Raw genomic sequence first — 12,758 nt, 5'->3', positions numbered from 1 at the left:
TATATCGGTCCCGATGACCGAGGAGCTCCTTCCCGCCGATTCGCCGCCGACCGCCCTGGTCGCGGCCGACCTGATCCGCGACGAGGCGCGGCGGGCGCCTGACAAGCCCGGCGTCTACCGCATGTATGGCGAGGACGGGACCTGCCTCTATGTCGGCAAGGCGCGGTCGATCAGGAAGCGCATCCTCCAGTACGCGCAAGGGCGCTTCCACACCCAGCGCATCGGCCTGATGGTGTCCCTGACCCGGTCGATGGAGCTGGTCATCACGGCCTCCGAGACCGAGGCCCTGCTGCTGGAATCCAGCTACATCAAACAGCTGAAGCCGCGCTTCAACGTGGTGCTGCGCGACGACAAGTCCTTCGCCGAGCTGATGATCCGCAAGGACCACCGCGCGCCCCAGGTCCGCAAGCACCGGGGAGCCCACTCCACGCCCGGCGACTATTTCGGCCCCTTCGCCTCGACCTGGGCGGTGAACCGGACGCTGAACACCCTGCAGAAGGCGTTTCTCCTCCGGTCCTGCTCGGACAGCGTCTACGAGACCCGCACCCGGCCCTGCATGCTGCACCAGATCAAGCGCTGCTCGGCGCCGTGCACGGGCCTGATCTCGCTGGAGGACTATGGCGTCCTCGTCGACGAGGCCTCGGCCTTCCTGAAGGGCAAGTCGCGCGCCGTGATCGCCCGCCTGTCGGCCGAGATGAGCGCCGCCGCCGAGGCCATGGACTACGAACAGGCCGCCCGCGTCCGCGACCGCATCCGCGCCCTGTCCGCCATCTCGATGGAGAATTCCGTCAGCGCCGACAGCGTGGCCGAGGCCGACGTCTTCGCCCTGTTCAGCGAGGGCGGTCAGGCCTGCGTCCAGGTCTTCTTCTACCGAGGCGGCCAGAACTGGGGCGGCCGGGCCTATTTCCCGCGCGTCGACAAGGCTGACACCGACCCCGAAATCCTCGCCGCCTTCCTCGGCCAGTTCTACGAGGACAAGCCGATCCCGCGCCTGATCCTGTCCAACGTCCGCCCGCACGAACTGGAGCTGCTGGAGGAGGCCTTCTCCCTCAAGGCCGAACGCAAGGTCGAGATCGCCAACCCGCGGCGCGGCGACAAGCTGGCCCTCGTCGACCATGCCCTGACGAACGCCCGCGAGGCTCTTGGCCGCAAGATGGCCGAGGGTTCTGCCCAGGGCAAAATCCTCGACGAGCTCTGCGAGGCCTTCGGTCTGGACAGCCGGCCCGAGCGGATCGAGATCTACGACAATGCCCACATCCAGGGGACCAACGCCGTCGGCGGCATGGTCGTGGCCGGGCCCGAGGGCTTCCAGAAGTCCCAGTACCGCAAGTTCAACATCCGCGGCGAGGACCTGACCCCCGGCGACGACTACGGCATGATGCGCGAGGTCATGCGCCGTCGCTTCTCGCGTCTGGTCAAGGACGAGGACGCGGGGGAGGAGGTGGTCCGCCCCGACCTGCTGCTGATCGACGGCGGGGCCGGCCAGCTGGCCGAGGTGCTGGCCGTTCTGGCCGATCTGGGTCTGGACGACATCACCGCCGTGGGCGTGGCCAAGGGGCCCGACCGCGACGCGGGTCTGGAACGGTTCTTCATGCCGGGCAAACCGCCCTTCATGCTCCCGCTGAAGTCGCCGGCCCTCTATTACATCCAGCGCCTGCGCGACGAGGCGCACCGGTTCGCAAACGGCGCCCACCGCACCCGCCGTTCGATGGACATCAAGAAGAACCCGCTCGACGAGATCGAGGGCATCGGTCCCGGCCGCAAGAAGGCTCTTCTGCACGCCTTCGGCTCCGCCAAGGGCGTCAGCCGCGCCTCGGTCGTCGATCTGGTCAAGGTCGAGGGCATCAACCAGTCGATGGCCGAACGCATCCACGCCTTCTTCCACCCGACCGGGCGCTAGGATCTCACGGTCGCGGGCTCAGAGTTCCGCGTCCAGGGCGTCGAAGGTTTCGTGAAGCAGGTCCTCGACAGGCCGCTCGCCGCCTTCCAGAGACAGGGTGTCGAAGGCGAGCCGCATCGCACCCATCCCCAGCATCGCCACCAGCTTGAGGCCGGTCTCGCGCCCGGGGTCGGGCCAACGTTCGCGCAGCGCCTCGAACAGCGTCCGCTCATGCTGGACGTAGCTTGCCTGCTTGCGGGCCTGAACGACCGGGCTGGAGCGCATCAGGCGGTCGAGCGTGACCATCTCGGCGGCTGGCCAGCGCTCGCAGACCTTGATGATGGCGTCGCGGATCGCATCCAGCGGCCGTCGGCCATCCGGCGCGTTCCGGAGCTCGGCGACGATCATCTCCCCCATGCCGCTCTGGGCGGACAGCAGAATCTCGTCCTTGGATTTGAAATAGTAGAAGAATGTTCTTCGGGAGATGCCGGCCCGGACCGCGATGTCGTCCAGCGTCGTGGAATCATAGCCCTTCTCGATGAACAGGCTGATTCCGGCGTCGGTGATTCGCTCCAGGGTCGCGCGCCGTTTGCGCTCCCGCAGGCCGCCAGCGGCTGGTTGCGGCCCCGCGTCCTCGCTCATCGGAAAATCGACCTTGAAAATTACACTCGGTGTAATATGATTTTACATCAGGTGCAGTTTTTTGGAAAGTCAGCCCATGCGATGGACAGCCTCGGATATCCCGCCCCGGCACGGTCGCTCCGCAGTCGTCACCGGAACCGGGGGACTGGGCTTCGAGCACGCCCTGGCCCTCGCCCGGGCGGGGGGCGACGTCATTATCGCGGGCCGCAATCCCGGGAGCGGCGCGGCGGCGGTGGCGCGGATCGTCGAGACGGTCCCGGACGCGACGGTCCGCTTCGAAAAGCTCGATCTCGCCAGCCTCAGCTCGGTGGCGGAGTTCGCCGAACGCCTGCGAACGCAATGCGACAGCCTTGATCTGCTTATCAACAACGCCGGCGTGATGACGCCGCCGCGGCGGCTCGAGACCGAGGACGGGTTCGAACTTCAGCTCGGCGCCAACTACCTGGGTCATTTTGCATTGACGGCCCGGCTCATGCCGCTTCTGCGGAAGGGCAGGGATGCCCGCGTCGTCTCTGTCTCCAGCGTCGCGGCGCGCGCGGGGGTTATCGAGTTCGATGATCTGAATGCGACGAAGCGCTACAGCCCGATGCGGTTTTACGGCCAGTCGAAGCTGGCCTGCCTGATGTTTGCCCTGGAGTTGCAGCGGCGCAGCGAGGCCGCGGGGTGGGGCGTCGCCAGCATCGCCGCCCACCCGGGCGTGTCGCGGACCAACCTCCTGCATAACGCGCCCGGCCGGTGGAGCGGGACCGGGCTGGCCCGCAGCGTGCTTTGGTTTCTGTTCCAGCCGGCGTGGCAGGGCGCCCTCCCGATCCTGTTCGCCGCGACGGCGCCCTCCGCGAGGGGGGGCGCCTACTACGGACCCGACGGCATGGGCGAGATCAGGGGCTTTCCCGCCGAAGCGACGATACCGCCCCAGGCGCTCGACGCTGAAACGTCAGCACGGCTGTGGGCCGTTTCTGAAACGCTTGCGGACGTGAGCTTCGGGGCCGATCCGCGGGTCCCCCCCATGGCGGAAGGTCGGTAAGCCCGGCGCTGAAGCGCGTGTCCGGGGTCTCGATCGCCCCACGCACGATTGACCAATTCCCGGACGCCGGCGGGTTCACGGACGTCATCGCCTCTCCCCCCGGGACGACGGATTGCCTATACCGACGCCATGACCGACGAATCCCGTGACGCCCTGCTCTCCGGATACCGCCGCTTCCGCGAGGGCCACTGGGAGCAGGCAAAGGCCGAGTACGAGGCACTCGCCGAAAAAGGCCAACGCCCCCATACCCTCGTCGTCGCCTGTTCCGACAGCCGCGCCGACCCGGCCCTGATCTTCGACGCAGCGCCCGGCCAGCTGTTCGTGGTCCGCAACGTCGCCAACCTGGTCCCGCCCTACGAACCCGACGGCCACCTGCACGGCGTTTCGGCGGCGCTGGAGTTCGGGGTCAAGGTTCTGAACGTGTCACGCATCATGGTCATGGGCCACGCCCTGTGCGGCGGGGTGAACGCCATGATCCACGGCGCTCCGGCGGACTGTCAGGACTTCGTCGCCCCATGGGTAGCGCAAGGCCGGGACGCCGTCCGGCGCGTCTGCGAGGAATGCCCGCCGGAGGATGTCATGCAACGGGCCGAAGAGGCGGTGGTGCGGCTGTCGCTGGACAATCTGCGCACTTTCCCGTGGATCGCCGAACGCGAGGCGGCCGGAACGCTGGCGCTCAGCGGCGTCCATTTCGGCATCGCCGACGGCGTGCTGAGGTCGCTGCGTGAGGGCCAGTTCGTCTCCCTCGCCTGAGACCGGACAGGTAACCGCCTCGCTTCATGCAGCGAAGCGTGGCAGATCGCGTTGAGGTATCGGAGCGCCCTTATGACACCCAATCCCCACGCCAATCCCATTCCGAACATCCTGACCGGCCTGCGCCTGATCGCGGGGGTCATCATGTTCCTGATCCTGGCGGGGGCCGCGCCGCAGGGCATCCCCCTGCTGTCCGAATATCTGAGCCCCGACGACCAGTTCCGCTTCGGCCGGACCGCCTTCGTCATCTTCGTGGTCGCGGCCTCGACCGACTGGGTCGACGGCTTCCTGGCCCGCCGCTGGCACGCCACGACCCGCTGGGGCGCCATCCTCGACCCGATCGCCGACAAGGTTCTGATCACCGGCGCCATCCTCGGCGTCCTGGCCTGGGGCGCCCTGCCTCAGATCGCCATCCCCTGCGGCCTGATCCTGTTCCGCGAGTTCGCCGTCTCGGCCCTGCGCGAGACCGTGGCCGGCAAGGTCAAGCTGCCGGTCACCCTGCTGGCCAAGTGGAAGACGGTGCTGCAGATGATCGCCCTGGGCTGTCTGCAGATCGCCCTGCTGTGGGACGGCTTCGGCCTGCCGCTGGAATGGCAGCCGCATTTCCAGACCTTCTCCTACGTCCTGATCTGGATCGCCGCCATCGTCACCCTGTGGACGGGCTGGCAGTATTTCGCCAAGGCGCAGCAGAAGATGAGCCAGATCTAGGAGGCGACCATGAAGGACAAGGAAGCGGCCTTCCTGCCGCTGTGCATCGGCATAGGGATAAGCCTGGGCGTCGCCCTCGGCGTGGCGACGGACAATCTGGCCCTCGGCATTTCGCTCGGCGTAGCCATCGGCGCGGGCCTCGGCGTCGCCCTGATGGGGGCGGCCAAGGCCCGCAACCCGGACAAGAAGGACATCGACGAAGGCGGCGAAAAGTAGCCGCCGTCCCGCCTCAGCGTACGCCCAACTCCCGCACCAGTCCGTCCATGCCGTAGACATCCCGCAGCGCCGTCGTCACCGCGCCGGTGGTCACGATCACCGAGCGGTTGACGTTGCGGTCATAGCCATAGGCGTTGCGCTGGGTCAGGACGGTGGAGTCGAAATTGGCCCCCACGATCTCGCCGGCCGCCGTCACCACCGGCGAGCCTGACGAGCCGCCGATGGTGTCCGAAGACACCGCCATGTTCAGCACCGTGTCGCCGTTGATCCGGTCCTTCGCGGCCAGCAGCTTCGGAGCCACGTCGAACGGCGCGGAGCCCGTCGCCCGGTCCCACAGGCCGTTGAAGGTGGTGAAGGGGCCGAACCGCTGGCCAGGAACATCCGTGCCCTCGATCTTGCCGTAGGTCAGCCGCAGCGTGCCCGTCGCATCCGGGTAGACGGCGTCCCCATAGGCGGCGAACCGGGCGGCGGCCAGTCGTTCCGACGCCCGGTCGGTCGGCGCCTGAACCCGCGCCTCCCAGTCCGAGCGCGCGGCGCGGGTCTCATCCTGGATCGACAACAGATACCGGATCATCGGATCGTCCGAGGCCTCGACGGCGGCCAGACCACCCTCCCACAGCGCCCGCCGCACCGCCGGATCGGCCAGTCCGGTGCCGCTGACCAGACGCGCCGACAGGCCTTCCGGCGACTCCTGGCCCAGCAGGCCGCGGACCGCCGGATTGTCGACGGTCAGCCATTCGCGGGTCTTGGACAGCCACCATTCCATGCGGACCTGTTCCAGCGCGGGATAGACCGGCCGCTCGGCGAACAGGCCGGACTGGACCCCGGCCAGCCGGCTGTCGGCGAACTCGGGCAGACGTTCGGCCGAGGGCTTCTCGCGCTCCTGGGCCCCGCGCACCAGCGTCCGCGCCCACAGGAACAGCTGCGATCCGCCGGCCACCGGGGTCGTGCCGGCGCCGGTCCCGCCTTCCAGCAGGGCCACGGTCGCATAGGTCTCGCGCATGATCGGCTGCACCGCGGCCAGCTCCGCCCACGGATCAGCGCCGCTGGTGTCGGACCGCGCCGCATAACGTCCGCGGAAGTCCGCCTCATTGGCCGCCCGCGTCGCCATGAAACCCGGATCGACCAGCGCCCGCATCCGGCCCAGCCCGCGCTTGTAGGTGTTCTCCAGCCCGACGATCGGGTCCATGGCGATGAAGGCGTTTTCCTCGCTCTCCTCCGAGAATCGGATCAGACGCCCGCGCAGCTCCGAGGCGATCAGCTGATCCATCGGCAGGACCACGTCGCGGATCGTGAACAGCTGCTCCTGCGTCAGCAGACGCTGCGTCGCGCCGGGGCTGCCCGAGACGAACACGGGCGTGCCCTCGACCGGCTGGTCGGCCTTCCAGGTGAAGTGGGTCGGCGTCGCCGCCGGGGCGCCGTTCTCGTACAGCCGGATGAAGGCGGCATCGATGGCGAAGCGGGGGAAGCTGAAATTGTCCAGATCGCCGCCGAACGTCGCGGCGCGGTCCTCCGGCGCCCACGCCAGCCGGACGTCCGAGTATTTCTTGTAGGTGTAGAGCTTGAACTGGCCGCCCCGGTACAGGCTCACGACCTGGCAGCGTTTGTCCGTCGCGGCGCCGCAGGCCTCCTGCTCGATCCGGCCCGCCTCGGCGTCGCGGGCGCGGGTGAAGGCTTGGCCTTCCAGACCGGCGCCGGCCGCGTGCATCCGCTCGGTGACGTCGGTGATGTCGGTCAGGATCTCGGCCGTGCCGCCGGGGCATTTCAGCTCTTCCTCGCGGCTGCGCGGGGTGAAGCCGGTCTCGGCGTAGTTGACCGCCTGGGTCGACAGATTGGCCACGCAGGTGGCGACGCAGTGGTTGTTGGTCATCACCAGACCCGCGCCCGAGACAATTCCGGCCGAACAACCGCCGAACTTGACCGAGCTCAGCCGCACCCGGTCCAGGAAGGCCTGATCGATGTTCGTGCCCAGCGTCGCATTGGCCCGGGCGATAGGGAAGTTGTCGAACGTCCACATGCCCTCCTCGGCGCGGGCGGCGCCCGCTGCGAGGGTCAGAAGAGCGGCGGCGAGGGCGGGGGTGAGGCGGCGCATGATGATCTCCGAACGGCGCGGTCGCGCCACCTTACCCTTCTCCCCTCGGGGGAGAAGGTGTCATGCGCAGCATGACGGATGAGGGGGCTGGCGGACGAGGTCTCCGGGCGGCGACGGACGCGCGGCCATATCCCCCTCATCCGACCGCCTCCGGCGGCCACCTTCTCCCCCGGAGGGGAGAAGGGACCTTGTGACTTACCGGACCCCCAGCTCTTCCAGCAGGTTCGGGCTCGGATAGATGTTCCGCAGCGCCTCGGTGATGGCCGCCGTCGACACCGTCACCGTGCGGTTCAGTTCACCGTCATAGCCGAACGACCCGCCCAGCGAGTGGATGTTGCCGTCGAAGGCCGCGCCGATCACCTCGCCGTCGGCGTTGATCACGGGCGAGCCCGAGTTACCGCCGATGATGTCGTTGGTCGAGGTGAAGTCATAGACCGTGTCCTTGTTGACGCGGGCCTCGTTGTCGATGAAGGCCTGCGCCGCATTGAACGGCTCGGCGCCCGTGGCCCGCTCGTACAGGCCGCCCATGTAGGTGAACGGAGGCACGGTCACGCCGCGGTAGGTCCAGCCCGCCACCTGGCCGTAGGACAGGCGCAGCGAGAAGGTCGCGTCGGGATACAGGTTGGTGCCATAGGCCGCGAACCGGGCCTGGGCGACCTTTTCGGCGGCGCGGGCGGTCGGGGCGTTGACCTCGGCGGCCCAGCGGTCGCCGATGGCCTTTGCGGCGTCGTCATTGGCGATGACGAAGGCCAGCAGCGGATCGGCCTCGGCCAGTTGGGCCGTGGTCATGCCGGCGGCCTGGGCGCGGAAGGCGGCGTCGCCCATCCGGGTGTTCGAGATCAGCCGGTCGGCCAGGGCTTCAGGGCTCTCACGGCCCAGCATCGCCTTCACCTGCGGATTGTCGACCGTCAGATACTCGCGCGTTTTGGACAGCCAGTAGCGCATGCGGATCTCTTCCATATCCGTCGCGATCGGCGTCTCGGCGCCGACCATGGCCACCAGACGGGCGCGCTGGGCGTCGGTCATGGTCGTGTTCTTCGACGCCCGCACGATGGTCCGCGCCATCTGGTACAGGGTCGAGCCGCCGCCGGCCGCCTGTTCCAGCTGGCGGAATGGCAGGTAGAGGTCGCGCGCCACGGCCTGGACGCGTTCCAGATCACCCCACGGATCGCCGATCTGCTGAAGCAGGGCCGGGTCGGCGGCGACGCGGGCCCGCAGCTCGGCCTCGGCCTCACGCTTGGCGGCCATGAAGGCGGGATCGGTCAGTGCGCCCTGCTGGCCGTAAAAGACCTTGAAGCTGTTCTCCAGGCCGAAGATCGGATCGAACGACAGTCGCTTGGCCTCGTCGCCGGTCAGCGAATACTCCAGCAGACGTCCGCGCAGTTCCGAGTTCTGGATCAGGGTGACCGGCAGCTGCTGGTCGCGCAGCCGCTCCAGCTGGCTCATGGTCAGCAGGCGCTGGGTCGTGCCGGGGTTGCCGGCCACGAAGGTCACATCGCCTTCCTTGGGCGGGTTCGGGTTCCACTTCAGAAAATTGGGGCTCTCGACCGGCTGGCCGTTCTCGTAGGCGCGCAGGAAGCCCGCATCGAGGGCGTAGCGCGGGAAGTTGAAGTTGTCGGGGTCCCCACCGAAGAAGGCCGCCTGGTTCTCGGGTGCGAACACCAGCCGCACGTCGTCATAGCGGCGGAATTTGTACATGGCGTAGCGGCCGCCACGATAGAAGCTGATCACCTGGCAGCTGAATTTCGGATCGCCGGCGCAGGCCTCGGTCTGGATCGTGTTGGTTTCGGCGGTGCGGGCGGCGTTGAAGGCGGCGCCTTCCAGCCCGGTCCCGGCGGCCAGCACCCGGTCGGTCACGTCGACGATGTCGACCAGCACCTCGGCGGTCTGGCCGGGGCAGCGCTTCTCTTCCTCGCGGTTCCGGCTCAGGAAGCCGTTCTTCACATAGTCCTGCTCGGGTGACGACAGCTCCTGCGCGCAGCCGACGACGCAATGCCAGTTGGTCAGGATCAGACCTTCGTCGGACACGAACGAGGCCGAACAGCCCTGGATGCGGACGGCGGCGTTGCGGACCCGGTCCAGCCACGCCTGATCGATGCGGGTGCCGTATTTGTCGTTCACCGTCTGGATCGGGAAATTGTCGAAGGTCCACATGCCTTCGTCGGCGCGCGCCGGGGAGGGGGCGGCCATCACGGCCATGACGCCGGCGACGGCGGCGATCGAGGCGGTCGCCGATATGGCGGCGCGAAGCGAACGAAGCTGCATTCTGCGAAATCTCCCATGTCCGGCGTTGATCGCGGACTGTTGCCGTTACCTAGACCCGATGAGCCGATCCCGTCCATCGCCTCGCGGTCGACCGCCGAAAGCGTACCGCCGGTCGCCTTACCCCGATTTAACTTGGTTCCAGCGAACGTCGTCGTCACATAGCGCTAACGCCTCGGGGATCTGTCCTTACCAATGTCGCTCGCACTATCCACGCTGCTGTACGAGTGGCGGCGCTATATGGCCGCCGTGATGGCGCTTGCGCTGTCGGGTTTGCTGGTGCTGGCCATGACCGGCGTCTTCATCGGCATCGGCAAGGGCTTCACCGCCACCATCGAGCGCTCCAGCGCCGACATCATCATCATGCAGCCCGGGGCCAAGAGCCTGATGGGCGGCCCCTCGGGCGTGCCGCGCCGGTTCATTCCCCTGGCCTACCGCAACCCGGCCGTGATCGAGGTCCAGCCGCTGGACGGCGCCGGTGGCTCGTTCCAGTCGGTCAAGAATGTCGACCCCACCATGTCCCAGGCCGAACGCGCCCGTCAGGGCGCCCCGCGCCAGGAGTTTGTTCAGGCCAGCATCATCGACACCACGCCCGGCGCGGTGACCATCCCCACCGACTATTCCCAGGAACTGGTCGACGCCCTGCGCCAGCCCTACACCGTCGCCATCGACGAAACCGCCGTCGCCAAACTGGGCGTCAAACTGGGCGACAAGGCCCTGTACAACGGCCAGACCGTGACCGTCGTGGGCATCACCCGCGGCTATCCCAACATGATGCAGGCCACCATCGTCATGTCGCGCGACACCCTTCGGATGCTCGGTCAGGCCGACACCGGCCCGCGCGTCGGTCCCCTGATGGTCAAGCTGCGCGACCCGACCCAGGCCGAACGCGTCGCGGTCGAGCTGAACGAACAGGGCGACGGCCAATGGAAGGCCTGGACCCGTCAGGAACTGGCCGACGCCAACGCCTCGGCCATGTTCGAGGAAGGCATCCTGGTCATCATCATCGGCGGCTGCGTGGTGCTGGGCACCATCATCGGCGTGGCCATCACCTGGCAAACCCTGCGCGGCGCCATCATGGCCAACATCAAGGAGTTCGCCTCCCTGCGGGCCCTGGGTGTCGGCATGGGTTCGCTGAACCGGATCGTCATGGAGCTCAGCTTCTGGGTCGGCCTGGTCGGCGTCGGCGCGGCCATCGGCCTGACCCTGCTGGTGCAGATGCTGGCCGCGGCCAACGCCGTCATCATCGCCCTGCCGCCCATCCTGCTGATCGTCGTCGGCGGCGGCCTCGTCATCATCGCCATGCTGTCGGGCCTGCTGTCCCTCGGCATCCTCAAGAACAGCCAGCCCGCGGACCTGCTGCGATGACCGGTCACACCAAGGCTCACGGCAAGCACGGCGACTTCGCCATCGAGGCCAAGGGTCTCGTCAAGCGCTTCAAGTCGGGCAAGTCCTACATCGACGTGCTCAAGGGCGTGGATTTCGACGCGCGCCACGGCGACCTGACCATGGTCATGGGCCCGTCGGGCTCGGGCAAGTCGACCCTGATCGCCGCCCTCAGCGGCCTGCTGCGACCCGAGGAAGGCCGCGTCGACACGCTTGATGTCGACAATCTGTGGAAGCTGTCCCCGGGCAAGATCGACAAATTCCGCCTCGACCACTGCGGCTTCATCTTCCAGGGCTTCAACCTGTTCCCGGCCCTGTCGGCCCTGCAGCAGGTCGAGGTGGTGCTGAAATTCCAGGGTCTGTCCAAGGGCGACGCCAAACGTCAGGCGACGGCCACCCTTCAGGAGGTCGGCCTCGGCTCGCGCTTGCACCAGCGGCCCTCGGCCTTGTCCGGCGGCGAGAAACAGCGCGTCGCCATCGCCCGCTGCCTGGCCAAGAACCCGCAGATCCTGTTCGCCGACGAACCGACCTCCGCCCTCGACGGCGAGAATGGCCAGATCGTCATCCGCCTGCTGCGCCGCGCCGCCACCGAACACGGCGCCGCCGTGATCTGCGTGACCCACGACCCGCGCCTCGAGGAATGGGCCGACCGGGTCATCAAGATCGAAGACGGCGTGATCATCGACGACCAACGCCGCATTCCCAATCCCGACGCCACGCTGGCTTCGCACTGACGCCTCCAAGGACCTTCGACATGCCCGCCTTCCTCAAGAACAAATGGCTCTGGATCGGCCTGGTGCTGATCGTTGCGCTCGTTGTCGGCTTCAACGTCATGCAGGGCGCCTCAAAGGCGAAGAAGGCCGAGGAAGAGAAGGCCAACGCCAAGGCGAAGGTGGAAAGCCCCTATGCGGCCATCGCCAACGGCAAGGTCGACATCGAGGGCGGCATCATCCAGATCGCGGCCCGCCGCGGCGGCGTCGTCCGCGAGGTGCTGGTGCAGGAGGGCGACCGCGTCGCCGCCGGCCAGATTCTCGCCCGTCAGGAGGATGACGAGCCCCGTCTGGCCCTGCAAAGCGCCAACGCCGACGTCGCCCAGGCCGAAAGCCAGCTGCGCCTGATCCAGGTCGATCTCCGCACCGCCCAGCGCGAGCACGACCGGCTTCAGCAGCTGGTGGCCTCCAACTTCGTCGCCGCCTCGCGCATGGACGCCGCCCGCGACGCCATCGCGACGGCCCAGGCTCGCCTCGCCAACCAGCAGGCCGCCGTCCAGACCGCCCGCGCCCGCCGCGACCAGGCCGCCTACAATGTCGAGCTGACGGTGATCCGCGCGCCCCAGTCGGGCCGTATCGTGCGCCGCTACGCCAACCCCGGCGCCGGCGCCTCGACGTTGAACGTCTCCAACATGTTCGACCTCGAGCCCGACGCTCCGCGCATCGCCCGCGCCGAGATCGTCGAGAGCGACATTCCCAACATCACCCCAGGCCAGGCCGTGGAGATCACCCCCGAGGGCGATCCGTCCAAGGTCTATGTCGGGGCCGTGCTGCGCCGCGCCGCCGTCTTCGGCGCCCGCAAGCTGGCCTCGGACGATCCCTCGCAGCGCTCGGATGAACGCGTCGTGGAAGTCGTGGTCACCGCCGGCGACGCGCCGCTGCTGATCGGCCAGCGCGTGCTGGTCAAGTTCATGAAGCCCGGCCAGACCGCGGGCGCCCCTCGCACGGTCGCAGCCGGCGTCCCCGCCGCCCGCGCCATGCGGGCTCCGGCCCGCGAGGGCTAGGTCCGGACCTGGGACGAGGCGA

11 protein-coding genes are annotated in these 12,758 nt (G+C 68.1%); 8 read left to right on the top strand and 3 right to left on the bottom strand.

The window, feature by feature from the left end:
* Positions 1-13 precede the first annotated feature (13 nt).
* Positions 14-1,900, top strand: a complete 1,887-nt coding sequence (gene uvrC, locus BrevBR_RS11715; RefSeq protein WP_340001054.1) for an excinuclease ABC subunit UvrC — start codon at positions 14-16, stop codon at positions 1,898-1,900.
* An 18-nt stretch (positions 1,901-1,918) separates the two neighbouring features.
* Here uvrC and BrevBR_RS11710 read toward each other — a convergent pair whose 3' ends face one another.
* Entirely contained in the window at positions 1,919-2,521 is a 603-nt protein-coding gene (locus BrevBR_RS11710) for a TetR/AcrR family transcriptional regulator (protein ID WP_340001053.1), read from the bottom strand.
* A 76-nt stretch (positions 2,522-2,597) separates the two neighbouring features.
* On the opposite strand from BrevBR_RS11710, the gene BrevBR_RS11705 reads away from it, so the two are divergent.
* The 4 genes from BrevBR_RS11705 (at position 2,598) to BrevBR_RS11690 (ending at position 5,222) form a co-directional block, all read left to right on the top strand.
* Entirely contained in the window at positions 2,598-3,545 is a 948-nt protein-coding gene (locus BrevBR_RS11705) for an SDR family oxidoreductase (RefSeq protein ID WP_340001052.1), read from the top strand.
* Positions 3,546-3,674: 129 nt separating this feature from the next.
* Positions 3,675-4,298, top strand: coding sequence for a carbonic anhydrase (locus tag BrevBR_RS11700; RefSeq protein WP_332638645.1), 624 nt, complete (start codon positions 3,675-3,677; stop codon positions 4,296-4,298).
* A gap of 72 nt (positions 4,299-4,370) precedes the next feature.
* A complete protein-coding gene (pgsA, locus tag BrevBR_RS11695; protein ID WP_332638644.1) occupies positions 4,371-5,006 on the top strand; it encodes a CDP-diacylglycerol--glycerol-3-phosphate 3-phosphatidyltransferase in 636 nt (211 codons plus the stop codon).
* Between the two features lie 9 nt (positions 5,007-5,015).
* Positions 5,016-5,222, top strand: a complete 207-nt coding sequence (locus tag BrevBR_RS11690; RefSeq protein ID WP_340001051.1) for a hypothetical protein — start codon at positions 5,016-5,018, stop codon at positions 5,220-5,222.
* A gap of 13 nt (positions 5,223-5,235) precedes the next feature.
* Here the strand turns inward: BrevBR_RS11690 and BrevBR_RS11685 are convergent, their stop codons facing one another.
* Positions 5,236-7,314, bottom strand: a complete 2,079-nt coding sequence (locus BrevBR_RS11685) for a S46 family peptidase (RefSeq protein ID WP_340001050.1) — start codon at positions 7,312-7,314, stop codon at positions 5,236-5,238.
* A gap of 195 nt (positions 7,315-7,509) precedes the next feature.
* Positions 7,510-9,579 carry a S46 family peptidase gene (locus tag BrevBR_RS11680; RefSeq protein WP_340001049.1) on the bottom strand — a complete coding sequence of 690 codons (2,070 nt, stop codon included), beginning with the start codon at positions 9,577-9,579 and terminating at the stop codon, positions 7,510-7,512.
* A 192-nt stretch (positions 9,580-9,771) separates the two neighbouring features.
* Here BrevBR_RS11680 and BrevBR_RS11675 point away from each other — a divergent pair, with 192 nt between their 5' ends.
* Genes BrevBR_RS11675 through BrevBR_RS11665 form a run of 3 tightly spaced genes read left to right on the top strand, consistent with a single transcriptional unit; the run spans position 9,772 to position 12,736 of the window.
* A complete protein-coding gene (locus tag BrevBR_RS11675) occupies positions 9,772-10,944 on the top strand; it encodes an ABC transporter permease (protein ID WP_332638641.1) in 1,173 nt (390 codons plus the stop codon).
* A complete protein-coding gene (locus tag BrevBR_RS11670) occupies positions 10,941-11,696 on the top strand; it encodes an ABC transporter ATP-binding protein (protein WP_332638640.1) in 756 nt (251 codons plus the stop codon). Before BrevBR_RS11675 ends, BrevBR_RS11670 begins: the two co-directional genes overlap by 4 nt.
* A 20-nt stretch (positions 11,697-11,716) precedes the next feature.
* Entirely contained in the window at positions 11,717-12,736 is a 1,020-nt protein-coding gene (locus tag BrevBR_RS11665) for an HlyD family secretion protein (protein WP_332638639.1), read from the top strand.
* The last annotated feature ends 22 nt before the right edge of the window (positions 12,737-12,758 follow it).

The organism is Brevundimonas sp. BR2-1 (assembly GCF_037626195.1).
GTDB lineage: Bacteria > Pseudomonadota > Alphaproteobacteria > Caulobacterales > Caulobacteraceae > Brevundimonas.
This window is presented reverse-complemented; position numbering and strand designations above follow the sequence as displayed.

Excerpts from the sequence above, each read along its gene's own strand:
- uvrC (WP_340001054.1), top strand. The coding sequence starts at position 14 with ATGACCGAGGAGCTCCTTCCCGCCGATTCGCCGCCGACCGCCCTGGTC.
- BrevBR_RS11710 (WP_340001053.1), bottom strand. The coding sequence starts at position 2,521 with ATGAGCGAGGACGCGGGGCCGCAACCAGCCGCTGGCGGCCTGCGGGAG.
- BrevBR_RS11705 (WP_340001052.1), top strand. The coding sequence starts at position 2,598 with ATGCGATGGACAGCCTCGGATATCCCGCCCCGGCACGGTCGCTCCGCA.
- BrevBR_RS11700 (WP_332638645.1), top strand. The coding sequence starts at position 3,675 with ATGACCGACGAATCCCGTGACGCCCTGCTCTCCGGATACCGCCGCTTC.
- pgsA (WP_332638644.1), top strand. The coding sequence starts at position 4,371 with ATGACACCCAATCCCCACGCCAATCCCATTCCGAACATCCTGACCGGC.
- BrevBR_RS11690 (WP_340001051.1), top strand. The coding sequence starts at position 5,016 with ATGAAGGACAAGGAAGCGGCCTTCCTGCCGCTGTGCATCGGCATAGGG.
- BrevBR_RS11685 (WP_340001050.1), bottom strand. The coding sequence starts at position 7,314 with ATGCGCCGCCTCACCCCCGCCCTCGCCGCCGCTCTTCTGACCCTCGCA.
- BrevBR_RS11680 (WP_340001049.1), bottom strand. The coding sequence starts at position 9,579 with ATGCAGCTTCGTTCGCTTCGCGCCGCCATATCGGCGACCGCCTCGATC.
- BrevBR_RS11675 (WP_332638641.1), top strand. The coding sequence starts at position 9,772 with ATGTCGCTCGCACTATCCACGCTGCTGTACGAGTGGCGGCGCTATATG.
- BrevBR_RS11670 (WP_332638640.1), top strand. The coding sequence starts at position 10,941 with ATGACCGGTCACACCAAGGCTCACGGCAAGCACGGCGACTTCGCCATC.
- BrevBR_RS11665 (WP_332638639.1), top strand. The coding sequence starts at position 11,717 with ATGCCCGCCTTCCTCAAGAACAAATGGCTCTGGATCGGCCTGGTGCTG.